This window comes from Staphylococcus sp. HGB0015 (assembly GCF_000411275.1).
Lineage (GTDB): Bacteria > Bacillota > Bacilli > Staphylococcales > Staphylococcaceae > Staphylococcus > Staphylococcus schleiferi.
Genome location: NZ_KE150418.1, coordinates 902,489 through 928,177, shown reverse-complemented (window position 1 = coordinate 928,177; position 25,689 = coordinate 902,489). Strand labels below are relative to the sequence as shown.

General features: G+C 38.5%; 16 protein-coding genes, 6 tRNA genes and 3 rRNA genes. 3 read left to right on the top strand and 22 right to left on the bottom strand.

Going from position 1 to position 25,689, the window contains the following annotated elements; all coding sequences use genetic code 11:
* Window positions 1-79: 79 nt before the first annotated feature.
* Window positions 80-793 (top strand): purine-nucleoside phosphorylase, encoded by a 714-nt coding sequence (gene deoD / locus HMPREF1208_RS10835; RefSeq protein WP_016426420.1) that lies wholly within the window; start codon window positions 80-82, stop codon window positions 791-793.
* Window positions 794-1,243: 450 nt separating this feature from the next.
* On the opposite strand, the gene HMPREF1208_RS10830 is transcribed toward deoD, so the two are convergent.
* The 5 genes from HMPREF1208_RS10830 to HMPREF1208_RS10810 form a co-directional block, all read right to left on the bottom strand.
* On the bottom strand, window positions 1,244-1,642 hold the full coding sequence (locus tag HMPREF1208_RS10830; protein ID WP_016426419.1) for a thiol-disulfide oxidoreductase DCC family protein: 399 nt from the start codon (window positions 1,640-1,642) through the stop codon (window positions 1,244-1,246).
* Between the two features lie 203 nt (window positions 1,643-1,845).
* Entirely contained in the window at window positions 1,846-3,207 is a 1,362-nt protein-coding gene (locus tag HMPREF1208_RS10825) for an EVE domain-containing protein (RefSeq protein ID WP_016426418.1), read from the bottom strand.
* An 80-nt stretch (window positions 3,208-3,287) separates the two neighbouring features.
* Entirely contained in the window at window positions 3,288-3,527 is a 240-nt protein-coding gene (locus tag HMPREF1208_RS10820; protein ID WP_016426417.1) for a hypothetical protein, read from the bottom strand.
* 15 nt (window positions 3,528-3,542) lie between these two features.
* Window positions 3,543-4,481 carry a mannose-6-phosphate isomerase, class I gene (gene manA, locus HMPREF1208_RS10815; protein WP_016426416.1) on the bottom strand — a complete coding sequence of 313 codons (939 nt, stop codon included), beginning with the start codon at window positions 4,479-4,481 and terminating at the stop codon, window positions 3,543-3,545.
* 208 nt (window positions 4,482-4,689) lie between these two features.
* Complete coding sequence (locus tag HMPREF1208_RS10810; RefSeq protein ID WP_016426415.1) at window positions 4,690-5,394, bottom strand: FadR/GntR family transcriptional regulator; 705 nt, start codon at window positions 5,392-5,394, stop codon at window positions 4,690-4,692.
* Between the two features lie 183 nt (window positions 5,395-5,577).
* Between HMPREF1208_RS10810 and HMPREF1208_RS10805 the strand changes: the two genes are divergently transcribed.
* Window positions 5,578-6,480 (top strand): hypothetical protein, encoded by a 903-nt coding sequence (locus HMPREF1208_RS10805; protein ID WP_016426414.1) that lies wholly within the window; start codon window positions 5,578-5,580, stop codon window positions 6,478-6,480.
* Window positions 6,481-6,530: 50 nt separating this feature from the next.
* Here the strand turns inward: HMPREF1208_RS10805 and HMPREF1208_RS10800 are convergent, their stop codons facing one another.
* A complete protein-coding gene (locus HMPREF1208_RS10800) occupies window positions 6,531-7,385 on the bottom strand; it encodes a Cof-type HAD-IIB family hydrolase (RefSeq protein WP_037559598.1) in 855 nt (284 codons plus the stop codon).
* Window positions 7,386-7,575: 190 nt separating this feature from the next.
* Complete coding sequence (glmS, locus tag HMPREF1208_RS10795) at window positions 7,576-9,378, bottom strand: glutamine--fructose-6-phosphate transaminase (isomerizing) (protein WP_016426412.1); 1,803 nt, start codon at window positions 9,376-9,378, stop codon at window positions 7,576-7,578.
* A 914-nt stretch (window positions 9,379-10,292) separates the two neighbouring features.
* Between glmS and HMPREF1208_RS10790 the strand changes: the two genes are divergently transcribed.
* Window positions 10,293-11,492, top strand: a complete 1,200-nt coding sequence (locus tag HMPREF1208_RS10790; RefSeq protein WP_281182775.1) for an IS110 family transposase — start codon at window positions 10,293-10,295, stop codon at window positions 11,490-11,492.
* A gap of 595 nt (window positions 11,493-12,087) precedes the next feature.
* Here the strand turns inward: HMPREF1208_RS10790 and glmM are convergent.
* The 15 genes from glmM to HMPREF1208_RS10715 form a co-directional block, all read right to left on the bottom strand.
* Entirely contained in the window at window positions 12,088-13,440 is a 1,353-nt protein-coding gene (gene glmM / locus HMPREF1208_RS10785; RefSeq protein WP_016426411.1) for a phosphoglucosamine mutase, read from the bottom strand.
* A gap of 28 nt (window positions 13,441-13,468) precedes the next feature.
* Entirely contained in the window at window positions 13,469-14,401 is a 933-nt protein-coding gene (locus tag HMPREF1208_RS10780) for a CdaR family protein (RefSeq protein WP_016426410.1), read from the bottom strand.
* Complete coding sequence (gene cdaA / locus HMPREF1208_RS10775; protein WP_016426409.1) at window positions 14,402-15,208, bottom strand: diadenylate cyclase CdaA; 807 nt, start codon at window positions 15,206-15,208, stop codon at window positions 14,402-14,404.
* 232 nt (window positions 15,209-15,440) lie between these two features.
* Window positions 15,441-16,346 carry an arginase gene (rocF, locus tag HMPREF1208_RS10770; RefSeq protein WP_016426408.1) on the bottom strand — a complete coding sequence of 302 codons (906 nt, stop codon included), beginning with the start codon at window positions 16,344-16,346 and terminating at the stop codon, window positions 15,441-15,443.
* 477 nt (window positions 16,347-16,823) lie between these two features.
* Window positions 16,824-16,896: transfer RNA gene (locus HMPREF1208_RS10765), tRNA-Lys, on the bottom strand.
* Between the two features lie 3 nt (window positions 16,897-16,899).
* Window positions 16,900-16,974: transfer RNA gene (locus HMPREF1208_RS10760), tRNA-Gln, on the bottom strand.
* 4 nt (window positions 16,975-16,978) lie between these two features.
* Window positions 16,979-17,062 (bottom strand) — tRNA-Tyr (locus HMPREF1208_RS10755).
* A 19-nt stretch (window positions 17,063-17,081) separates the two neighbouring features.
* Window positions 17,082-17,157 (bottom strand) — tRNA-Val (locus HMPREF1208_RS10750).
* Window positions 17,158-17,167: 10 nt separating this feature from the next.
* A tRNA-Glu gene (locus HMPREF1208_RS10745) sits at window positions 17,168-17,239 on the bottom strand.
* Between the two features lies 1 nt (window position 17,240).
* Window positions 17,241-17,315: transfer RNA gene (locus HMPREF1208_RS10740), tRNA-Asn, on the bottom strand.
* 11 nt (window positions 17,316-17,326) lie between these two features.
* Window positions 17,327-17,441 (bottom strand): 5S ribosomal RNA (rrf, locus tag HMPREF1208_RS10735).
* A 71-nt stretch (window positions 17,442-17,512) separates the two neighbouring features.
* Window positions 17,513-20,436: ribosomal RNA gene (locus HMPREF1208_RS10730) — 23S ribosomal RNA — on the bottom strand.
* Between the two features lie 251 nt (window positions 20,437-20,687).
* Window positions 20,688-22,239, bottom strand: a 16S ribosomal RNA gene (locus HMPREF1208_RS10725).
* The 16S, 23S and 5S rRNA genes sit together here with 6 tRNA genes alongside, the layout of an rRNA operon.
* A gap of 674 nt (window positions 22,240-22,913) precedes the next feature.
* Window positions 22,914-23,984 (bottom strand): Mrp/NBP35 family ATP-binding protein, encoded by a 1,071-nt coding sequence (locus tag HMPREF1208_RS10720; RefSeq protein WP_207554727.1) that lies wholly within the window; start codon window positions 23,982-23,984, stop codon window positions 22,914-22,916.
* Window positions 23,985-24,150: 166 nt separating this feature from the next.
* Window positions 24,151-25,611: an MDR family MFS transporter gene (locus HMPREF1208_RS10715; RefSeq protein WP_016426406.1), complete on the bottom strand. Its 1,461-nt coding sequence runs from the start codon at window positions 25,609-25,611 to the stop codon at window positions 24,151-24,153.
* Between the last annotated feature and the right edge of the window lie 78 nt (window positions 25,612-25,689).

Genomic DNA, 25,689 nt, shown 5'->3' with positions numbered 1-25,689 from the left:
TTGTTAATAAGTTTTATCGACTTTTCATTATAGTTCTGTTATCTTTAAAATGATATAAGATATTAAGGAGATGTTTTAAATGACACAACAAGGAACACCACACATTCAACCTAATGGTACTAAAATTGCTAAAACTGTACTTATGCCTGGTGATCCATTACGTGCTAAATTCATTGCAGAAAATTACTTAGAAAATGTAGAACAATTCAATGAAGTACGTAATATGTTCGGCTATACAGGTACATATAAAGGCAAAGAAGTTTCTGTAATGGGCTCAGGAATGGGTATCCCAAGTATCGGTATTTATTCTTATGAGCTATACAATTTCTTCGACGTAGACACGATTATTCGCATTGGTTCTTGTGGCGCAATGCAAGAAGACATTCACTTATACGACATTATTATCGCACAGGGCGCTTCAACAAACTCTAATTACGTTGATCAATTCCAAATACCGGGTCATTTTGCCCCTCTAGCTGACTTTGATCTCGTTGTAAAAGCTAAAGAAAAAGCTGATGCCCTAGGTGCACGCGCACACGTTGGTAATATTCTTTCTTCAGATACTTTTTATAACGCAAACCCAGATTTCAATCAAAAATGGATCGAAATGGGCATTCTAGGAGTAGAAATGGAATCAGCGGGACTCTATTTAAATGCTATAAAGGCGGGTAAAAAAGCGCTAGGTGTATTCACTGTTAGCGATCATTTATTACGTGACGAAGCAACAACTGCCGAAGAACGTCAAAATTCATTTACACAAATGATGGAAGTTGCGTTAGAAATCGCTGAATAACTTGCTTTAAATAAATTAAGAGCCTGAGACAAAATTGTCTCAATAATCGATGAAATCCGAGGTTTTCGTAAAAAACGAAAAATCTCGGATTTTTTCCTTTTATCATCAGTTTAGCCGCACTAGATGCGACTAATTTCCTTAGGCATCTCGTTAATTTAGTTTTTGTTGTGATGAATTAAATTATACGAAATTGCCTTATTTTTTAAAGTATAATGGTGAATGATTACATATATATAAGCGAAGTATTTATAGCGAGACTCCTGAGGGAACAGGACGAGCCGAAGACTACAGGCTGAGGCTGTCCCCTCGGAAAGCGAGCCTATATAATACGAAGCATGATAATATAAAGGAAGCTCGAAGACGATTTTTATCAAAATCATCTTCGAGCTATTTATTTTGGTATTTATGTCCCATGCTCTTTTATTTTAACAGGGCATCATTTAATACGTCTCATATTGATTTATTTTTAGCTATAAAAAATGATTGTTCATATTCAGTTGGTTTTGCCCAATGTGTTTTCCACATTTTATCACGGTTGTTCGCAAACAATTGATAACCTAGGTTGCGTAAAGGTTTGGGGACAAGCCATAATAGAATAGCTAACCACTTATAACGATCAAGTGTATAAATGAGTTTGGCTATCGCTGTCGATTGAAATGTCAAATCGTCCCCCTCTTGTAAAACAACACTGTTATATTCAAGCACTTCAGGACGTGATTTTTGTAATGCTTCCCCTGCCTTACTTTTTAAAGGCACGAACTGATAGTTTCTAGGCAAACCATTTCGAATGAGCCAAATTGCATAATTGTAACAATAAACACAATGATCATCGTAATAAATAATTGGCATATTATCACCTCTTGTCTTAAATATACCCGCTTTTATATTTTCATATCAAACATTAAAAATAGCTCATATTCAAAGTTATAAATATTTTTCCATTTGAACCAGTAAAAGGCGATGTCATTGACCGTACTGTCAATTTCAATCACCTTTTCTCTCCATTATCTACCATATAGAGACGCACCATTACGCGATACTCTATTATGCATTTATTGTTTAACTTGAATAATACGTGCATACTTCAAAAATTGTGAAGTATATTTCTTTTTAACTTCTTGTGGTGTCATATAAGTCACTGCTATGATATGCCAATTCGGATTAAAACGATAGAATGATGTATTTTCAGTACTCCATTTCACCATATTACCGCTTTTATTATAGCGTGGAAGCGTAACTTCATGACCTTCTAACACATTGATATAGGTTTGGAAAACATCAGGGTCAATACGTTCAAATTGGTCAATCACTAAAAATTGACGATCCGTCTTAGGCATCAATTCCGTAATAAACCCTTCTCTGTAGTATAGCGCACCCGCTTCATTTGGTAAGTAGCGCCCATACAACATTTCTTCAGAAAAATCAGGATGGCCAACTGTAATGACTGACGTTGCATTGGCTTTCTCAACAAGTGATTTTGCAGCATTTAAGCCTTCTTCTTTTTGTTCTGCAAGTAATAAAATAAATGGCTTTAATTCTTGATTTTCAGTATCTTGATGTCCAGAAACCGCTTCGAATTGCCCTTTTAAGCCATCATTTTCACTCATCTCCATAATGGCATTGAATTGTGTCGGCGTTAAACTTGCTATCGCTTGCTTAGAATTTTCTTGTAAAAAGTACAAGTTCTTAAGCTTTTGGTGTTTATTCAACGTCATTAAACTAACTGGATTGATATCTTCAATATATCGAATTTCAATCGCTGTACTATTCGTCCGACCTTGTTCCGGGGGACGTGTATGAATATGATGTGCCACTTCAGCACGTCCAATGACAGACTGGTTAGAATTGCGATTGTAAATGATGATTTGATCGCCGATTTCTAATTGTGTGTAATGATGATAACCGTTTCGTTTTATACCGTTTCGTGTATGCGTATAAATCGTATAGGTTTCATCTGGTTCAAACGCTTCTGTTTCAGACATAAAGAAATATCTAGGAATAGAAATCTCGCCAGTCCCTAGTCTTTTGATTAATTCAAATTCATCGAATGAAATCTTATTAAAAAGAATTTCTTTCATATTATTCATTCGGAATTCTAATGATTCACTTCTTTTAAGATAATCTGATGTGAGTCGCTTGAACGGTTCATTAAATTTGAACTCTACATGTGTTTTGTTTTGTGCACCTGTCTTAACGCGCGTAATTTCACCCCATCCAAGTAATCCTGCATCTGTTTGTACTTGGTAAAAAATCACACGGTCACCGACTTGTGCTTGTTTAAATGCACGAAACCCTTGTGTTGGATTAAATTGTGCCCCTGACTCAAATACTGTTTTTTGCCCAACTAATGGCTCATTATGATTCCATCTATTGTATCCGCAATTCAGCCAAAAATAATTAATCTCTGCAGCCATGTTATCATTGTATCTCCTTTTAAAATAATTATATCTTATCCTTTAATCCAGCAATGTTTTTTTATTTATTATATTACTTTTCATTGAGTGTTCATCCATTGCATTAGACCGACTGCAACTGGAAGGAAGTTAATGAGTACCCCGCCCACCTTTAACATTGGGCTGATGGTACGATTAGGCAAAGTCCAAAGTGTGGCGATGATACCAATCATTCCGATTAACACTGGAAATACAATGGAAGGAAAGATAGGCACTTGAAAAAATATAGTCGCTCCAGATAAAATACCGCAAACTAAAGCGATATATAAACCCCATTTCATGTCATTCTCCTCTTCTTATACATAACTAATAATCAGTGAAAATTCACCTTCAAATACGTTATCCAAATCTTCTGCAGTCAATATAAAATGGTTCCCTTTTTTTATATCGTAAATTTCACCATCTGTAACGAGCTGCCCTTGTCCATCCAGTACAGAGACCAAAACAAATTCTCGCGGCTTCATATAGTTCAATGTGCCTTGTATATCCCAATGTGTCACTGTAAAAAATGAATTTTGAACAAACGTCGTACACTTATGATTTTCAATCACTTCAGTTTGTGGTACTACATTAGGACTTTCTTCACTAATTTGAATGACATCTTTACTTTTTTCAAGATGTAACGGTCTTTTATTACCATTTTTATCTTGTCTATCATAATCATAGATCCGATAAGTCGTATCTGAAGACTGTTGTGTTTCTAAAATCATAATACCTGCACCTATGCCATGGACTGTACCAGCCGGCACAAAGAAAAAGTCACCTTTGTGGACAGGGACGCGTCTAAACAGATGCTCAAAATCACGTTGATCTATCATTTCATTGAGTTCTTCATGAGATTGCGCATTTGTGCCATATATAATTTCTGCACCTGGTTTTGCATCTAATATATACCAACATTCTGTTTTGCCGTATTCTCCGTTTTCATGCTCATAAGCATACGTATCATCAGGATGAACTTGAACTGATAATTTTTGTTCAGCATCCAAAATCTTAGTTAATAGTGGAAACTTTTTTGTAGGAAATTCCCCAAACAGTTTAGGTTGATTTTCCCAAACTTCATCTAATGTTTGTCCTTTAAATGGACCGTTTAATATCCGATTCGCACCATGTGGATGAGCTGAGATTCCCCATACCTCACCAGTATGGTCACTCGGTAAATCATAACCAAATTGTGCGAGATTTGTTCCACCCCAAATTCTTTCCTGAAAAACAGGTTCAAGTAATAATGGCATTGGGAACCACCTCTCAATCTTTCATATTATGCTCTTTTTATATGTATGTTAGATTTCCTCTGTACCACCGAAACTCAATGAAATGGCACAATAATCTTACATAATTGTATCATATCTCCTATAAATGTGCTTTAGTAATTAGAAAATCAAACGATCTCACTTCCTGGATTCCTGAACCACTTCGTATCATTCAAAGCGCTTTAACGACCTAATTTGTTTCTACTATATAATTTTTGACTAGTGTTTGACGGATTTCGACTAAGTGATGGGTCATTAATGTTGCTGCCTTTTTTTCTTGTCGCTTTTTAATTGCTTCTAAGATGACACTGTGTTCTTCCAATAATTTCTCCATCGTTTTTTGTCGGCTATAAATATAAATATGACGCGTACCTTTCATCGTCTGTTGAATGAGGTCCGAAATATTATTTAGCAACTCATATAACAATGCATTATGAGAGGCTTTAGCAATAGCAAGATGAAATTTTAAATCTGCTTCCTCACCCGATTGTTGACATTGGATCGCATTGACCATTTCTTCTAAAGCAGTTTCCATTGCTCGTATATCTTCATCTGTGTGTCGTAATGCAGCATATTGTGCTGTCGCCACTTCTACCGATTCACGCAATTCTAATATGTCGCGTACACGCTCTTTCGTAAGTGTATGAGATAGAAAATCAAATAACTGTGGCTGTTTTTGTTTTACAAACGTCCCATAACCATGCTTAATATCTACGAGTCCTATCACTCTGAGCGCATTCAGTGCCTCACGCATTGAAGCGTTACTCACACCATACGCTTCAGCAAGCTTTTGAATTGAAGGCAAGCGTTGCCCAACTTCTAAAGTTCCTTCTTCAATTTGCTGAATCAATACATCCGCAATTTGCTCATATTTCTTTTGATTCGTGATTTTCATAGCTTTTCCCCTCACCCTCACTTCATATCTTATCAAACTTTAGCTATCATCTCTGTATTAAAAACAAACTATTTTCATGTTTATTTTTATTTACTGATAAAATCGTTTAAATTAAGACCATATTTATTTTCAAATAAGAAAGATTTTGATAATGTGGATTATATGTGAAAGGAGTGCTCACTATTGGTAAAATTCACAAAGTTATTTTGGCATAATACAAAAAATCAAAAATTAAAACTATTTGCCACATCATTTATTGGTTTTGCAATATTGTTATTGTTGGCTATTCTCGTAATGTCACCGTTTAATTTATTACTTCAAGCTTGGCAGATCTCTATTTTAACGGGTCAACAAAGTATGACAAAATTAATTTTCATGATGATTGGTGCCATCATTCTAACCATCTGTATTTTCTCGATGGTCCTCTTCCCAATCTATACAGGACTTGTACGTGTCATTCGCCACTCTGTTTTAGATTCAGCGCAAATGCAATGGAAAGATTTAGTGCGCTCATTTAAAAAAGGCATTTGGGGCAAAAGTGTGATTCTAGGTCTGATGAGTATTTTATTCATTATACTAACAGTCATCGTCTATGGTCTCGTTAATGCAGGTGTTTCTTATCTCGTACAAAAACTCTTTAATGCCATTAGTGCTAATGACATCAGTCAAGGCTGGTTACAATTCATCATTAGTATCTTAATTGTATTATCTTCATTTATTTTAAGTATCTTCGTTTGGTTCACGGTTGTATACGTTACAAACCTTGCTACTTCCTTAACTGAAGATGCTTCAAGAAGTGTTAAAGTACATCTAAAAGAAGCATGGCATGGTATTAAAAATGGTCATAAAACATTTTTACGTTTCTTTATTGGCATTTTATTACTTAATTTGATCTTTATTATTCTTAATCAACCTATTAATTACTTAATTCAACAAAATCTCGCACATATTTCACAAGATGTCGCTTATTATTTAATGATTATATTCAATATTATCTTTTTAATTATTCGATATCTCATTTACTTACTCATTATCGGTACAATCATTCAATATTTTGTGCGTAGAGGACAAAAAGAAGTGAAATAAGCTGAAAGCCAGTCTGTCAGGAAAAACTTCCATCGCAGACTGGCTTTTAATTATTTTAATAGTTGTGCTTCTAAAAATTGTGCCGCCCCATCATGATTATGGTCGACTTCAGTTTCATATTGCGTCAATGCTTTAATCTCCGCACTGGCATTTTTCATCGCAACCGTTACACCACCCACTTTAAACATCGCGCGATCATTGTCACTATCTCCAATAACGAGTGTTTCAGAAAGTTGAATATTAAAATGACGACACATCTCTTCTATTCCTGTCCCTTTATTAATATGATACGCCATTGTTTCTACGTTGTTAGGTGTTGAATTAGAAACTTCAATGTTTAATTCTGACTGCTGTGCGACCATTTTTTCTCTAAAACTTTTAATTTTGTTTAGATCAGAATGGAATAAATATATTTTTGAAAAACCAAGTTGCGTCGGTATCGTATCACGCCAAGTTAATTTTTCTCTTACTGCTTCGTGTCTTGATAACCATTCACTTTCATTTACAGTATCAGGCTTGTCACCTTTGACTAAGCTTAACATCCAACTTTGATCTTCATTTAGGGCAAATCGCGGTTCATCAAATGGAAAGACCTCATAATAAATTCCATCTTGTTGCGCTTCCATCACAATTTGACGTACCGCTTCAAGACTAAGATCGTGTTCAAATAATACGTGTTCATCAATATGTCCTAATGTTCCATTCGATGAAATGATACCATCAAACTGAAGATCTTCTGGTATAAGTAAATGAATCTCTTCGTAAGCACGTCCTGTTGCTAAAAACACCTTATACCCCTCTGATCTAAGGCGAGCGATGACTGAAGCTGTCTTTTCAGACGCTCTATTATTTTGATGAAGAATTGTACCATCCATATCTAAAAATATTGCTTTTATATTTTGCATGATCGCATTTCCTTTCATTCATTGATTACTCCTTTATTGTGTCATCAAATAGATACTTACGCAACACGACGCGCGCTTATTTTCTTACAAACTGTAACCTTTCATAACAAAATGAAGTTAAACTAAAAAATGCGTAAGATACGAAGCCTATTTGCTTGTACCTTACGCTATTGATGAAAAACAGAGAATGTTATTCCACAGTTACAGATTTCGCTAAATTACGTGGTTTATCAACATCTAAATCACGATGTAATGCAGCATAATAAGAAATCAATTGTAGTGAAACAACTGAAACAAGTGGTGTTAACAACTCATGAACATGAGGAATCACATATGTGTCTCCATCTTTTTCTAGTCCTTCCATAGAAATAATACATGGATGAGCACCACGAGCAACAACTTCTTTCACGTTACCACGAATAGAGAGATTTACACCTTCTTGTGTAGCAAGTGCAAAGACAGGTGTACCGTCTTCGATGAGTGCGATTGTACCATGTTTCAACTCTCCGCCAGCAAAACCTTCTGCTTGAATATATGAGATTTCTTTTAGTTTTAAAGCACCTTCTAAACTTACATTGTAATCAATTGTACGTCCAATAAAGAATGCATTACGTGTTGTTTCTAAGAAATCTTTTGCGATTTGTTCCATTTGTGGTGCATCATCGACCACTGTTTCAATTGCAGCAGTGACTTTCGCTAATTCACGCAATAAATCAATATTCGGATCAATACCACGTGCTTGTGCAACAACGTGTGACATAATTGATAAAACTGCAATTTGTGCTGTATATGCTTTAGTTGAAGCAACAGCAATCTCAGGCCCCGCATGAAGTAATAATGTATGATCTGCTTCACGAGAAAGTGTAGAACCAGCTACGTTTGTAATTGTTAATGAACGATGACCAAGTTTTGTTGTTTCAACTAACACGGCACGACTATCAGCCGTTTCACCTGATTGAGAAATATAGATGAATAATGGATTTTCAGATAGTAATGGAATATTGTAAACAAATTCTGAAGCAACATGAACTTCAGTTGGAATACCTGCCCATTTTTCAATAAATACTTTACCTACTAATCCTGCATGATAACTTGTACCTGCAGCAATAATGTAAATACGGTCTGCTGCTTTAAAATCTTTAACAATTTCAGGATCAATTTTTAAATTACCTTGTTCATCTTGATATTCTTGAATAATACGACGCATTACAGCAGGTTGATCATGAATTTCTTTCAACATATAGTGATCGTAAACACCTTTTTCAGCATCAGATGCATCGATTTCAGCAATGTAACTTTCACGATCGATTACTTGGCCTTCTAAATTTTTAATGACAACTTCATCACGTTTAACGATTACAATCTCTTGGTCTTTTAATTCTTTATATTCACTTGTCACTTGAATCATTGCAAGTGAATCAGAAGCAATCACGTTAAAATCGTCGCCGATTCCAACAAGTAATGGTGATTTGTTTTTAGCGACATAGATTGTCTCACTATCTTCAGAATCTAATAAACCGAGTGCATATGAACCGTGTAATAGAGAAACCACTTTTGTAAATGCGTCTTCAGTAGATAAACCTGTTTCAGCAAAATGTTCAATCAATTGCACGATAACTTCAGTGTCTGTTTCTGAAACAAATTGAACATTAGGAACATATTCTTCTCTAAGCTCTTCATAATTTTCAATCACACCATTGTGTACGAGTGTGTATCTACCACTTGTAGATTGATGTGGGTGAGAATTTTCATAACTTGGCACACCATGTGTTGCCCATCTTGTATGACCGATTCCCGTAGATCCATCATGTTCATTGTCTGCTTCTTTACGTAACTCAGCAATTCGGCCTTGTGCCTTTGTAACAGTCACTTCGTTTTCATCACGAATCGCAATACCTGCTGAGTCATATCCACGGTATTCGAGTTTCTCTAACCCTTTTAATAAAATTTCTTTCGCATTTTGATAGCCAATATAGCCAACAATTCCACACATAAATAAATTCCTCCACACTGAAATAACGGTGCTGCATGTCATTTTTTTACACTTTTGGCATTCTGCTATAATGCAACAAAATGTGAACAAATAACTCCAGCATCGCATTCTTTTTTTATTGAATTAGTTTGGCGATCTTACTAACTTTGTCCAATAGGTTACCCTAATGATTTAATTAATAAGCTAACGAATGAGCCACATCCGGGATAGCATCCGCCGATCATATTCGATCACTATCCTCCTCGTCCACAAATCTCCTACATGTATCTATGAGATGCTCTGCTTTAGCATATCGGTCGACAATACATGCTTTCAATTTGCGCTGGCGCTTTATAAACTATTTCAACCTCTATCCTCCTTCTTGCAATATAATCTATTGTACAATGAGTGAAACTTTTATTGCAAATAAAAGTATAAATGCTATAAAAGCAATAATGTCTAGATTTTGTCTATACTTTTAACGTTTATACCTAAAATATTTATAAGTTATTTTAATTATAATCTGTTGTATTGCTATATTAAAATAACAATCCTTTTTGTGAACCCAATATCCTAAGCTTAAAGTATTCATTAGCTAAAATGATGTCGATTTTCACTTAAATTGGCCAGCCTCCTCGATGGTATTTTTGTGTATTGTTTGATGATACAATTACAAAATATAAAACATACTAAGATTAGCTGTGAAGAAATTTATGACGATAGATTTCTTCACAGCTATTTTTTATAGTTGTAGAGAGAAGTAGATCGAGTAGACTCTTGGATCTTTGAATCCGCAATTTAAACTGATCAGCTTTACTCTCCTTTTGAAATTCGTTTGAAGTATGTTGGGTTCTTGAAACCGTGTATAGGAAAATGAGATGAAAAAGGCTAAGTAAAGTTCAAAGCTTCTCAATTCTTTAAAGGAGGCTATATTTATCAATTACTTAGGTGTTGATATTAGTAAAAGAAGTAGTGTCGTAGCTCATTATCATAACGATCAATTTCAAAGAGAATTTACCATTCAAAATAATAAAAATGGTTATAATTATTTATTAAAGTATTTGAATGATTTAGACCACCTACAAATCATTTTTGAATCTACTGGTATTTATTCAAGAGGTATGACTCGATTTTGTCGCGTAAATCAAATTAATTATATTGAGATGAACCCGTTAGAAGCTAAATTCAGAACAAGTTCTTTAAGATCATGGAAAACCGATCAAGCTGATGCACATAAACTTGCGCTTTTGGCATTCAATATGAAGGACGCTAAAATTCAACGTCATACTGAAGAAATATATTTTGAGCTTAGAGAACGTGCAAGATTTCATTTAGAAATGGAAAATGATCAAAATAAACTAAAGGTAGAATTAGTTGAAGTGCTTCATCAAACATTTCCAGGCTTAGAAAAGTTATTTAAAAATAGGTACTCTAAGATTGCTTTAAATATAGCTAAAGTATTTCCTCATCCCAATTGTGTTTTCGCATTAACACATGACGAATTAACTCATACCATACTTAATTCAACAGCTAAAGGCATGTCCATTAAAAAAGCTCAAAAGTATACGAATGATTTGATTTCAATAGCACAAAATAGCTTCCCTACAGTTAAACAATCTTCATTTCTCGTAGAGAAATTAAGACATCTATGTGATAAATTACTTAAATCTATGCATGAAAAAGATTTGTTTGATAAAGAGATGATTAAATTAGCTAAGACAACTGATGCGTTTGAAAATATAGTTTCTATTCCTGGGTTAGGAGAATTAACCACTGCTTTACTGATTGGAGAGCTTGGAGATATAACACATTTTGAAACAAACAAACAACTCAATGCGTATGTCGGAATTGATATAAAACGTTATCAATCAGGTAATTCTATGAGCAGAGATACAATTAATAAAAGAGGTAATAAGAAAGCTAGACGTTTATTGTTTCTAATCATCATGAATATCATTAGAGGACGAAATCGTTATAAAAATCATGTTGCAGACTATTACTACAAATTAAGAAAGCAGCCAAATGAGAAACCTCATAAGACTGCAGTCATAGCTAGTGTGAATCGTTTGTTAAAAACCATTCATTATCTTATTACTAACAATCAATTATATGATTATCAAAAAGCACCACACTAATGTAACCATATAATCATATACATCATAACACCTTATTCAAAAAAATTAAATTGAACGGGCTAATTTAGTAATGCTTATTTTAAACATAAAGACTTGACTAATCGTAGGAAAATGAGTCTGGGACATAAATACCAAAATAAATAGCTCGATGATGATTTTGATAAAAATCGTCTTCGAGCTTCCTTTTTATTATCATGCTTCGTATTATATAGGCTCGCTTTCCGAGGGGACAGCCTCAGCCTGTAGTCTTCGGCTCGTCCTGTTCCCTCAGGAGTCTCGCTATAAATACTTCGCTTATATATGTAATCATTCACCATTATCCTAAAAATATAAGGCACTTTCGTATAATTTAATTCATCACAACAAAAACTAAACTAACGAGGTGCCTAAGGAAATTAGTCGCATCTAGTGCGGCTAAACTGATGATAAAAGGAAAAAAATCCGAGATTTTTCGTTTTTTACGAAAACCTCGGATTTCATCGATTATTGAGACAATTTTGTCTCAGGCTCTTTGGATTTTATCAATATATTTGTGATTCGGCCTAATTGTCACAACCACACTCATGAGATTCATACATGTTAATTCACAGTGCAATTACGATAATCCCATTTTCTCTTCTACAACATCAGCGATACGTTGTGCATAGTTATACGCATCTTCATCTGTTTTAGCTTCGACCATCACACGCACAAGTGATTCAGTACCTGATGGACGAACTAATATACGGCCTTCACCGTTCATTTCAGTTTTAACTTGTTCAATAATGGCTTTTACATCTTCATTTTGTTCGACAGCATGTTTATCTGTCACACGCACGTTTACGAGGCGTTGCGGGTATTTTGTCATTTGATTTGCAAGTTGACTCAACTTTTTACCAGAACGTTTAACAACTGCAGCAAGTTGAACACCTGTTAAGAGTCCGTCACCTGTTGTATTGTAGTCCATTAAAACGATATGGCCTGATTGTTCTCCACCTAAATTGTAGTGACCACGACGCATCTCTTCGACAACGTAGCGATCGCCTACTTTTGTTTTATTGGATTGGATTCCTTCTGCTTCTAATGCTTTATAAAAGCCTAAATTACTCATGACAGTAGAAACAATCATATTCTCATTTAACTCTTGGTTTTTAGACATTTCTTGTCCAAGAATAAACATAATTTGGTCGCCATCCACGACTTGACCTTGTTCATCAACTGCAATTAAACGGTCACCATCACCATCAAATGCAAGTCCAAAATCACTGCCTGTTTCAACAACGGTTTTTGCCAATGTTTCAGGATGTGTTGAACCAACTTGATCGTTAATATTATAACCATCAGGGTTACAGCCAATTGTCACGGTGTCCGCTTCGAGATCGACAAATAGGAATGGCGCCAATCCAGCAGTTGATCCGTGTGCACCGTCTAATACAATTTTAAGACCTTCTAAATTGACTTCAACCGTTGATTTTAAATAACTTAAATATTTTTGTGCACCTTCAAAGTAGTCGGATGTATGCACGATCGCCGTACCTGTTGGACGTGGTAAATCAGGGTTAGATTCATCTAACAATGCTTCAATTTCAAGCTCTTGTTCATCAGAAAGTTTGAATCCATCTGAACCAAAAAACTTAATCCCATTATCTTCCACAGGATTATGTGAAGCAGAAATCATTACACCTAATTCTGCGCCCATATCTCTCGTTAAGTATGCGACACCTGGTGTGGAAATCACACCTAAGCGCATCACTTCTGCACCGATAGAAACTAAACCGGCGATTAACGCATGCTCTAACATTTCTCCAGATACACGCGTGTCTTTTCCAACAAGTACGCGTGGATGTTCCGTGTGCTCATTGTGCGCTAAAACATAGCCACCATAACGTCCTAATTTAAATGCCAACTCTGGTGTTAATTCTTGGTTTGCTATACCCCTTACACCATCAGTGCCAAAGTATTTACCCATAAATCATATCTCCTTTTACTCTCATTCATCACTGTACTTTAATTTTTGCTTTAACCTTATCTGGTTCTAGCTTTGTCACATTTTCAGGTAGTGTTAATTTAACTTCTTTTTCTGTGTCACTTGAGATGCCATTAACATCAATTTCACCAGAAACTTCAGATATATCTTGTAAAGCTTCTCGATTACCAAATATCTCAATTTCTTTTGTATCTAATGAAACGTCAGCAACTTTTAATCCATCGGTTGGATTTCCTTTTGTCGATACATCAAGTTTCACTTTTTTTGAATAAGGTTCGACATCTGCCGTAAGTTCAACCGTTGATGGCTCAATTTGAACATCGAGCTTATTCATATTTTTATCAAATACGGCTACATTAGCATCGCCTGTCGTTTTTTCTTTAATATCATTTTCATTGCGGAAACTTGCCTTAACGAAAGCAATACGGTCTAATTGTTCTTTACCACCAATCACTTTGACGGTGTGTGGTGATACAGAAGCATCCTTAAGTTTGAAATTTGAATCTATCGCATAAGGACTCACATTCGGTTCAACCGCATACGTTCGTGTTTCTTTCTTTTCAACAGACAATGTCGCCTCTTTCGGATAAACGTGATAGTTAATATCTTTATCTAGTCCACGCACTTGGAATTCTAACGTGTGCTCACCCGGTTGAATATCTGACGCATCCAGAACGACTTTAATATCTCCAGTTTTTTGAGCTTGCAGAACTTTAGATTGTGGACCTGTTAACTCAACATCAACCGTATCAGGTGCCCCAGAGACGTATAAATTTTTATCATTATTGATGACTTCTACGTGTGCGTTTTTAATTGTTTTGTTCCCGTTATTCGAAATATTATCAGTACTGAAAGATGTTCCAAAAACATTATTCACCGATAAAAACAATAATAAAGCGAGTATAAATGCAAAGAAACGTAAACCCCATTTAGATTCAAACATTTAATTCACACCTTTCTTTGCAAAGTGTACACCAAACCAATGTTCAGAGAGTAACTCTTCAAAAACTTCTACTGAAATATCTTTACGCAATTTGCCATCAAATGTCACAGAAATAGATCCAGTCTCTTCTGAAACAACAACAGTAAACGCATCTGACACTTCAGAAATGCCCACCGCTGCACGGTGTCGTGTACCTAAACTTTTTGAGATCTTCGGACTATCCGACAAAGGTAGGTAGCTGGCAGCTGTAGCGATTTTATCACCTTGTATAATCATTGCACCATCATGCAATGGTGTATTAGGAATAAAAACATTGGTCAATAGCTCTTGAGAAATCTCTGAGTGCATTGGAATACCCGTCTCTATGTAATCTTGTAAACCTGTTTCTTTTTCAAACACAATTAATGCACCAATACGACGTTTTGCCATGTACTGTACAGCTTTAGACACAGAATCAACAAGTTTGGGTACTTCTACCGAAGATGTCGTCGAATAGCGCTTAAATAAACTCCCTCTCCCAAGTTGTTCAAGCGCGCGTCTAATCTCCGGCTGAAAAATAACAATGATGGCTAAAAATCCCCATTGCATCACTAAATCAAACAATCTTGAAGTCGTCGTTAACTGTAAATATTCACTGATTGCTTTACCAACAAGTATAAATAATATTCCTTTTAATAATTGAATTGCTTTCGTCCCTTTAAAGACTGTAATCAGTAGATAAATGACATACCATACAATTAATAAATCTAGAATACCTGTTATGACCTCAAGTGTGCTTAAATTTTCTAAGAGGTTAGAAATCTGCATAGTATCTCCTCCGGTAATCTATTCCCATAACAAATATTATACCAATGTTTATGCTTATTTGTCATATCGTGTCTAAAACATTCTATCATGAATCCATGCGTGAAGTGTCTTATCACTGTATCATTTCTCATAAAATGAAACAAGGCTTGAGTGAGCCCCACTCAAACCTTGTATTCAAATATTATGGACAAACCATATACAAATTTTAGTTCCCATTGACTGTTTTAACAACTTACAACAGTGTCTCTCCAAAAAAAGAGCCTAACAACGCAACTGCTTGTTCAGCTGTACGATTTTCTATATCTAATAATGGATTCACCTCTAAAATATCAAGAGAAGTAATTAAACCAGATTGATAGAGTAATTCTAAAGCGAAATGACTTTCTCGATAGGTCAATCCTCCTGGAACTTTCGTACCCGTCCCAGGCACTTCACTTGGATCTAAAGCATCAACGTCGAGCGACAGATGGATACCATTTGTTTTGGATTGTAAATATGTAATACTTTCTTTTACAATAGCTTGAATCCCTCTCTCATCGATATCTGCCATTGTATAAGTTCTGATTTGGTGCTTTTTGATATACGCCCGTTCACCATAATCTAAATCTCTCATTCCGATCAACACAATATTTTCAGGCTTCACTTTTGGCGCAAAACCACCGAGTTCGACTAATTGCTGATCTCCTTCGCCAGCAAGTATACGTAATGGCATCCCATGTACATTGCCTGAAGGAGACTCCTCTGGAATATTCAAATCACCATGTGCATCATACCAGATGACACCCAGACGAGAATAATGCTGTGCGACACCTGAAATAGAGCCTATCGCTAACGAGTGGTCACCTCCTAAAATAACTGGAAAATGATTATTTTTAATACTTGTAGCTACACGGTCATGTAACGCTTTCGAAAAAGTAAGAATCTCATCATAATTTTGAAGACCTCGTTGCGGCGCCTTAAATTTTTCAATATCTAGCTTTGGTGCTTCTACATTCCCACTGTCAATAACATGATGGCCAATCGCTTTTAAGCGTGGTAACACACCCGCATAACGTATCGCATCTGGCCCTAGATCAACACCGAGCTTCTTTTGTCCAAAAGTTGTAGGTGCACCTATTAATTCAATTGTCTTTGTCATATGATAACTCCCCTTTTCTTATCTTGATGATTAAATCAACTTATATCCCCTTATTTTAATTTCGCCCGCATACATAAACAGAATAATTGTTTCTTATTCTGAATACAAGCTTTCATTCATAAATAAATTATACTTCTATTTTATTTTTAAACTTATTTTTAAAAGTAACATTTTTATCTTTAATTTTTAGTAACTTTAATATATCATTGCACATAGGCGCAATATGTCTCCTTTATTTTTGGTTTAGTCACTTAAAATTATAGAGGCATTTGCGCTATTTTTGTACAAAAAAGCAGGATGACTTATGTCATCCCACCATAAAAAATGAAGAACCTAAAAAGGACTGATGATCCAAAGAATCACCAGACCTTTTTAGTATAGAGCCAAATACTATATGTCCCGAACGCATTGTGGAATAGCATCAAACATTCCTAAAACCATAAAAAAACCTTATCTCTATTGAGATAAGGTCTGTAGTGAGCCATAGAGGATTCGAACCTCTGACCCTCTGATTAAAAGTCAGATGCTCTACCAACTGAGCTAATGGCTCTAATGGCTGGGCTAGCTGGATTCGAACCAGCGCGTGACGGAGTCAAAGTCCGTTGCCTTACCGCTTGGCTATAGCCCATTAATGGTGGAGGGGGGCAGATTCGAACTGCCGAACCCGAAGGAGCGGATTTACAGTCCGCCGCGTTTAGCCACTTCGCTACCCCTCCATATGTAATGAAGAAAAAATGGTGGAGAATGACGGGTTCGAACCGCCGACCCTCTGCTTGTAAGGCAGATGCTCTCCCAGCTGAGCTAATTCTCCAAAATTTAAATGACCCCTACGGGACTCGAACCCGTGTTACCGCCGTGAAAGGGCGGTGTCTTAACCGCTTGACCAAGGGGCCATGGCTCCACAGGTAGGACTCGAACCTACGACCGATCGGTTAACAGCCGATAGCTCTACCACTGAGCTACTGTGGAATAATAAAATAACCTGGCACCGTCCTACTCTCGCGTAACGTCAGTCCGACTACCATCGGCGCTAAAGAGCTTAACTTCTGTGTTCGGCATGGGAACAGGTGTGACCTCTTTGCCATTGGCACCAGATTAAATTGAATGTTATACATTCAAAACTAGATCGTAAGTATACATTCACAAGTAAAACCTTATGAACAAATTTGATTAAGTCTTCGATCGATTAGTATTCGTCAGCTCCACGTATCACTACGCTTCCACCTCGAACCTATTTACCTCGTCATCTTCGAGGGATCTTATAACCGAAGTTGGGAAATCTCATCTCGAGGGGGGCTTCATGCTTAGATGCTTTCAGCACTTATCCCGTCCATACATAGCTACCCAGCTATGCCGTTGGCACGACAACTGGTACACCAGAGGTATATCCATCCCGGTCCTCTCGTACTAAGGACAGCTCCTCTCAAATTTCCTACGCCCACGACGGATAGGGACCGAACTGTCTCACGACGTTCTGAACCCAGCTCGCGTACCGCTTTAATGGGCGAACAGCCCAACCCTTGGGACCGACTACAGCCCCAGGATGCGATGAGCCGACATCGAGGTGCCAAACCTCCCCGTCGATGTGAACTCTTGGGGGAGATAAGCCTGTTATCCCCGGGGTAGCTTTTATCCGTTGAGCGATGGCCCTTCCATGCGGAACCACCGGATCACTAAGTCCGTCTTTCGACCCTGCTCGACTTGTAGGTCTCGCAGTCAAGCTCCCTTATGCCTTTACACTCTATGAATGATTTCCAACCATTCTGAGGGAACCTTTGAGCGCCTCCGTTACACTTTAGGAGGCGACCGCCCCAGTCAAACTGCCTGCCTGACACTGTCTCCCAGCACGATAAGTGCTGCGGGTTAGAAATCCAATACAATTAGGGTAGTATCCCACCAGTGCCTCCACGTAAGCTAGCGCTCACGCTTCTAAGGCTCCTACCTATCCTGTACAAACTGTACCGAATTTCAATATCAGGCTACAGTAAAGCTCCACGGAGTCTTTCCGTCCTGTCGCGGGTAACCGGCATCTTCACCGGTACTATGATTTCACCGAGTCTCTCGTTGAGACAGTGCCCAAATCGTTACGCCTTTCGTGCGGGTCGGAACTTACCCGACAAGGAATTTCGCTACCTTAGGACCGTTATAGTTACGGCCGCCGTTTACTGGGGCTTCGATTCGTAGCTTCGCTTGCGCTAACCACTCCTCTTAACCTTCCAGCACCGGGCAGGCGTCAGCCCCTATACGTCACCTTACGGTTTAGCAGAGACCTGTGTTTTTGATAAACAGTCGCTTGGGCCTATTCACTGCGGCTCTTCAGAGCGTGAACCCCAAAGAGCACCCCTTCTCCCGAAGTTACGGGGTCATTTTGCCGAGTTCCTTAACGAGAGTTCGCTCGCTCACCTTAGAATTCTCATCTTGACTACCTGTGTCGGTTTGCGGTACGGGCACCGATATTCTAGCTAGAGGCTTTTCTCGGCAGTGTGAAATCAACGACTCGAGGAAACAATTTCCTCTCCCCATCACAGCTCAATCTTAATGAGTGCCGGATTTGCCTAACACTCAATCTTACTGCTTGGACGTGCACTCCAACAGCACGCTTCGCCTATCCTACTGCGTCCCCCCATCGCTTAAAACGAATATTGGTGGTACAGGAATATCAACCTGTTATCCATCGCCTACGCCTGTCGGCCTCAGCTTAGGACCCGACTAACCCAGAGCGGACGAGCCTTCCTCTGGAAACCTTAGTCAATCGGTGGACGGGATTCTCACCCGTCTTTCGCTACTCACACCGGCATTCTCACTTCTAAGCGCTCCACATGTCCTTGCGATCATGCTTCAACGCCCTTAGAACGCTCTCCTACCATTGTCCTACGGACAATCCACAGCTTCGGTAATATGTTTAGCCCCGGTACATTTTCGGCGCAGTGTCACTCGACTAGTGAGCTATTACGCACTCTTTAAATGATGGCTGCTTCTAAGCCAACATCCTAGTTGTCTGGGCAACGCCACATCCTTTTCCACTTAACATATATTTTGGGACCTTAGCTGGTGGTCTGGGCTGTTTCCCTTTCGAACATGGACCTTATCACCCACGTTCTGACTCCCAAGTTAAATTATTTGGCATTCGGAGTTTGTCTGAATTCGGTAACCCGAGAGGGGCCCCTCGTCCAAACAGTGCTCTACCTCCAATAATCATCACTTGAGGCTAGCCCTAAAGCTATTTCGGAGAGAACCAGCTATCTCCAAGTTCGATTGGAATTTCTCCGCTACCCTCAGTTCATCCGCTCACTTTTCAACGTAAGTCGGTTCGGTCCTCCATTCAGTGTTACCTGAACTTCAACCTGACCAAGGGTAGATCACCTGGTTTCGGGTCTACGACCAAATACTCATTCGCCCTATTCAGACTCGCTTTCGCTACGGCTCCACATTTTCTGCTTAACCTTGCATCAGATCGTAACTCGCCGGTTCATTCTACAAAAGGCACGCCATCACCCATTAACGGGCTCTGACTACTTGTAAGCACACGGTTTCAAGTTCTCTTTCACTCCCCTTCCGGGGTACTTTTCACCTTTCCCTCACGGTACTGGTTCACTATCGGTCACTAGAGAGTATTTAGCCTTAGGAGATGGTCCTCCTAGATTCCGACGGAATTTCACGTGCTCCGTCGTACTCAGGATCCACTCAAGAGGGTATTCGTTTTCGACTACAGGATTATTACCTTCTCTGATTAACCTTTCCAGGTTATTCGTCTAACAAATACTTTTGTAACTCCGTACAGAGTGTCCTACAACCCCAACAAGCAAGCTTGTTGGTTTGGGCTCTTCCCGTTTCGCTCGCCGCTACTCAGGGAATCGATTTTTCTTTCTCTTCCTCCGGGTACTAAGATGTTTCAGTTCTCCGGGTCTACCTTCTCACATACTATGAATTCATATGCGGATAACACGACATAACTCGTGCTGGGTTCCCCCATTCGGAAATCTCTGGATCAAAGCTTACTTACAGCTCCCCAAAGCATATCGTCGTTAGTAACGTCCTTCATCGGCTTCTAGTGCCAAGGCATCCACCGTGCGCCCTTAATAACTTAATCTTTTATGATTGAGCTTTTACTCAATTCACCAGTTATTAATTATGTGAGTCATCTGTCGACGACTAGCGATAATTTTGTTTCAAGCTTTCGCTTGTCACTCGGTTTTGCTTGGTAAAATCTATACTTACTTATCTAGTTTTCAATGTACAATCGTTGAATCCTCAAATGAATGAGCATTCAAAACTGAATACAATATGTCATGTTAATTCCGTCTATCACCTGTTGGTGATATTTCCGTATATTATCCTTAGAAAGGAGGTGATCCAGCCGCACCTTCCGATACGGCTACCTTGTTACGACTTCACCCCAATCATTTGTCCCACCTTCGACGGCTAGCTCCAAAATGGTTACTCCACCGGCTTCGGGTGTTACAAACTCTCGTGGTGTGACGGGCGGTGTGTACAAGACCCGGGAACGTATTCACCGTAGCATGCTGATCTACGATTACTAGCGATTCCAGCTTCATGTAGTCGAGTTGCAGACTACAATCCGAACTGAGAACAACTTTATGGGATTTGCTTGACCTCGCGGTTTCGCTGCCCTTTGTATTGTCCATTGTAGCACGTGTGTAGCCCAAATCATAAGGGGCATGATGATTTGACGTCATCCCCACCTTCCTCCGGTTTGTCACCGGCAGTCAACTTAGAGTGCCCAACTTAATGATGGCAACTAAGCTCAAGGGTTGCGCTCGTTGCGGGACTTAACCCAACATCTCACGACACGAGCTGACGACAACCATGCACCACCTGTCACTTTGTCCTCCGAAGAGGAAAACTCTATCTCTAGACCGGTCAAAGGATGTCAAGATTTGGTAAGGTTCTTCGCGTTGCTTCGAATTAAACCACATGCTCCACCGCTTGTGCGGGTCCCCGTCAATTCCTTTGAGTTTCAGTCTTGCGACCGTACTCCCCAGGCGGAGTGCTTAATGCGTTAGCTGCAGCACTAAGGGGCGGAAACCCCCTAACACTTAGCACTCATCGTTTACGGCGTGGACTACCAGGGTATCTAATCCTGTTTGATCCCCACGCTTTCGCACATCAGCGTCAGTTGCAGACCAGAAAGCCGCCTTCGCCACTGGTGTTCCTCCATATCTCTGCGCATTTCACCGCTACACATGGAATTCCACTTTCCTCTTCTGCACTCAAGTTTTCCAGTTTCCAATGACCCTCCACGGTTGAGCCGTGGGCTTTCACATCAGACTTAAAAAACCGCCTACGCGCGCTTTACGCCCAATAATTCCGGATAACGCTTGCCACCTACGTATTACCGCGGCTGCTGGCACGTAGTTAGCCGTGGCTTTCTGGTTAGGTACCGTCAAGACGTGCACAGTTACTTACACATTTGTTCTTCCCTAACAACAGAGCTTTACGATCCGAAGACCTTCATCACTCACGCGGCGTTGCTCCGTCAGGCTTTCGCCCATTGCGGAAGATTCCCTACTGCTGCCTCCCGTAGGAGTCTGGACCGTGTCTCAGTTCCAGTGTGGCCGATCACCCTCTCAGGTCGGCTACGTATCGTCGCCTTGGTAGGCCGTTACCCCACCAACTAGCTAATACGGCGCGGGTCCATCTATAAGTGACAGCAAGACCGTCTTTCACTGTTGAACCATGCGGTTCAACATGTTATCCGGCATTAGCCCCGGTTTCCCGGAGTTATTCCAGTCTTATAGGTAGGTTACCCACGTGTTACTCACCCGTCCGCCGCTAACTTCAAAGGAGCAAGCTCCTCGTCCGTTCGCTCGACTTGCATGTATTAGGCACGCCGCCAGCGTTCATCCTGAGCCAGGATCAAACTCTCCATAAAAGAAGTAAGCTTGATATAGCTCATTGATTGATTTAGTCAATCACTCTTCAAAGTACGTTAAAGTACTCAAATTATCGGAATTAACGTTGACATATTGTCATTCAGTTTTCAATGTTCATTTCATTCTGTTGTTAACATCATTAACTAAGTTTACTATAAATCAACTTAATTAACAACACTTTTAACATTTTATATTTATTCTCACATATTTGCAATAGTAAATTTTACACCATTCAAATATTTTTGAATAAAATTCTTTTTTGTCGCTTTTGGCGACTTTTATATCTTACCATCGTCTTAACGATGTGTCAACAATAAATTAATAATTTATTTTATTGTTGAATTAGTGATTTGTTTCGCTCACAAGAATATATTCTATACAGATTGATATAAAAAAGCAAGTCTAAATTTCAATTTTTTAAAATTTATTTTAATAGGCCTAAAAACATTGATTCTGGTGCTATTTTCCCATTCTAAATTGCTCTAAAACAGGTCATACAAAAATCATTAATCCATACATTAAAGCAATCAAAATTTGAAAAATGGCATTAGATGTTTGGATCACAAAAGTAATCATCTATTACTTTATGCAATCCCAATCATCTATGCCATTACAGACCATATCATCTGTTTAACTTCAATCCCGCTTCATAACATCTATGAAATAACTCCACTTATTTTGTTTTATCAATAATTTTACGTGCAATGTCTTGATAAATTTGTCCTAAGCGATCTTCTGGTTGATAAATCGAAGGTGAGAAATCCACTGGCTTCCATGAAGGTTGTTCTAATGGCAATTGACCAAGCAACTCGGTACTCAATTCATCAGCCAACTTCTGGCCACCGCCTTGTCCAAAGACATATTCTTTATTACCCGTTTCCTTACTCTCAAAATAAGACATGTTTTCAATAATACCGAGAATAGAATGTTCTGTATGTTTAGCCATAGCACCTGCTCTTGCTGCAACAAATGCCGCAGTCGGATGCGGTGTTGTGACAATTATTTCTTTACTAGAAGGTAGCATCGTATGTACATCTAATGCGACATCTCCAGTACCCGGCGGTAAATCAAGGATTAAATAATCTAAATCTCCCCACTTCACTTCTGTGAAAAAGTTCGTAAGCATTTTACCCAACATAGGCCCACGCCATATTACTGGTGCATTTTCTTCTACAAAGAAAGCCATCGAAATCACTTTAACACCGTGGCGTTCTACTGGAATAATCGTTTTACCTTCTATGCCTGGCTTTTCATCGATACCCATCATATCAGGTACACTAAAACCATAAATATCAGCATCAATTAGACCAACACGTTTTCCTTCTCGTGCTAGTGATACAGCCAGATTGACTGCTACGGTTGATTTACCAACGCCCCCTTTACCAGACGCAATCGCAATAAACTCTAGCGGATTGTCTTTAGATAAAAATTCTTCTATTGTCTGTTTTTTCGCTTGTTGATTCCCTTTATATTTGGCAACCGTTTCTTCTGGCAAGCTCTCAAAACGAATACCGACTGTTTTAGCACCATTTTCTTTCAATTTCTCAACGATAGCCATTTGCAATTCAAGTTGTGGCTGTCCCCCTAACTGTGCCATCGCAACTTTGACACTGACATGTGCTTTTTCTTCTTTTATAGAAATATCAATGATACCCTTTGTTTCTTTTAAAGGTACATTAATAATTGGGTCTTTAATTTCTCCTACAAGTGCGCTTACCTTTTCTTCTGTTAACACTTCCGACATCTCCTTTTGAATACGCTTTAATTTTAGTTTAACAAAACTCTGTCAACTTTCATAAGGTAAAAAACTATAAATACTTTATTTTCATACATAAAAAACAAGATAGCTCACTCAGCACTCCTACTCAGCTTGCCATCTCGTTTTATTTTGTCATCCTTATGCGCTTCACTTACCGATTAGGTTGGCGCACATAATTTTGCTTTCTTGTCTTTTTCTCTTTACCACGATCATAAATAAAAAAGCTAATGATGAGGCCAATTAATAAAAATCCAGAAGTTACATAAAAAGCTAAATCCACACCAAAAGCAATAGCTTCTCTATGAATCATTCCTTGTGCTACAGAATGATCCGGATGATACCAGCGCGCACCTAAACTCATGAGGGTTACCATCAACGCTGTCCCCATAGAACCAGAAATTGTCCGTAAAGTATTCATAATCGCTGTCCCGTGGGAAACCATATCATTTGTTAATGAATTGATACCTGCTGTATTTAAAGGCATCGTCAATAATGATATAGAAAAGAGTCGGATTGTAAAAATACTAATAACATATAAATAAGAAGTATGTGCTGTCAGTTGTGCCATCATTAAAGTAGTAATCAGCAATAAGATAAAACCAGGGATGACTAAAACCCTTGCCCCCACTTTATCGTAAAGGCGACCATTGACAACAGACATCACACCGTTGATTACAGCACCTGGAAGAACAACTAAACCAGATAACAATGCGGATAAACCTAATGCATTTTGGATATACACAGGAATTAATAATGCCGGGCCAACCATAGAGGTAAATGCAATCATAGATGCGATTGACGTTAGTGTGAAGGTTCTCGATTGAAAGACATGTAGATTAAGGATAGGATTATCAATTTTTAATTGTCTGTGAATAAAGATACCTACAATCACCAGTCCTGCAATCAAGCTGATGATAACAAGTGGATTATGAAAACCTTGTGTACCAGCGATACTAAAGCCATATAACATCAGACCAAAACCGAATGTAGAGAGTAAGACTGATGTTTTATCCAGTACAACTTCTTTTGTATCACTAAAGTTTCGCATTGACATCCAACCAAAAATAAAGCCAATCGTTGCGACAACGACCACCACCATTAATGGCGCACGCCAAGTATAATGGTCAACTAGAAGTCCTGAAAGTGTAGGCCCTATAGCTGGGGCAAATTGTATCACTAGGCCTGATAACCCCATCGCAAATCCACGCTGGCTTTTAGGGAATAGCGTAAAGAGCGTGAATTGACTCAGTGGCATAATAACGCCAGCCCCCATGGCTTGAATGACACGTGCCAACATCAGTACTAGAAAGGTAGGTGCAGAAACAGCAATCACAGAACCTAATAAAAAAGTCCCCATCGCTGCAAGATACAAGTAACGCGTAGGGACTCTATCCATTAAATAAGCAGTTAATGGAATCATAATCCCGTTAACAAGCATAAAACCAGTGACTAACCATTGTGATGTACTTTCATCAATGTTTAGTCCTCTCATAATACTAGGAAGTGCGGTATTCAATAGCGTTTGATTCAGTATTGCTATGAATGCACTGGCCAAAATGACGGCGACGATAAAGTTACGTTGTTTTTTATCAATTTGAACACCCTCGTGCATACACATTCCTCCTTCATAAATCTTTAGCATTGACTTATTTTATGTCTAATCCGTTAGCTTAGCAAAGTATTTGCTTTC

Bases quoted from the DNA above. Each gene is read 5' to 3' on its own strand.
- rocF (WP_016426408.1), bottom strand. From the start codon at position 16,346: ATGACAAAGACAATTGAATTAATAGGTGCACCTACAACTTTTGGACAA.
- HMPREF1208_RS10800 (WP_037559598.1), bottom strand. From the start codon at position 7,385: ATGCAAAATATAAAAGCAATATTTTTAGATATGGATGGTACAATTCTT.
- HMPREF1208_RS10830 (WP_016426419.1), bottom strand. From the start codon at position 1,642: ATGCCAATTATTTATTACGATGATCATTGTGTTTATTGTTACAATTAT.
- deoD (WP_016426420.1), top strand. From the start codon at position 80: ATGACACAACAAGGAACACCACACATTCAACCTAATGGTACTAAAATT.
- HMPREF1208_RS10780 (WP_016426410.1), bottom strand. From the start codon at position 14,401: ATGTTTGAATCTAAATGGGGTTTACGTTTCTTTGCATTTATACTCGCT.
- glmS (WP_016426412.1), bottom strand. From the start codon at position 9,378: ATGTGTGGAATTGTTGGCTATATTGGCTATCAAAATGCGAAAGAAATT.
- HMPREF1208_RS10715 (WP_016426406.1), bottom strand. From the start codon at position 25,611: ATGCACGAGGGTGTTCAAATTGATAAAAAACAACGTAACTTTATCGTC.
- HMPREF1208_RS10720 (WP_207554727.1), bottom strand. From the start codon at position 23,984: ATGTCGGAAGTGTTAACAGAAGAAAAGGTAAGCGCACTTGTAGGAGAA.
- HMPREF1208_RS10820 (WP_016426417.1), bottom strand. From the start codon at position 3,527: ATGAAATGGGGTTTATATATCGCTTTAGTTTGCGGTATTTTATCTGGA.
- glmM (WP_016426411.1), bottom strand. From the start codon at position 13,440: ATGGGTAAATACTTTGGCACTGATGGTGTAAGGGGTATAGCAAACCAA.
- manA (WP_016426416.1), bottom strand. From the start codon at position 4,481: ATGCCATTATTACTTGAACCTGTTTTTCAGGAAAGAATTTGGGGTGGA.
- HMPREF1208_RS10825 (WP_016426418.1), bottom strand. From the start codon at position 3,207: ATGGCTGCAGAGATTAATTATTTTTGGCTGAATTGCGGATACAATAGA.
- cdaA (WP_016426409.1), bottom strand. From the start codon at position 15,208: ATGCAGATTTCTAACCTCTTAGAAAATTTAAGCACACTTGAGGTCATA.
- HMPREF1208_RS10810 (WP_016426415.1), bottom strand. From the start codon at position 5,394: ATGAAAATCACGAATCAAAAGAAATATGAGCAAATTGCGGATGTATTG.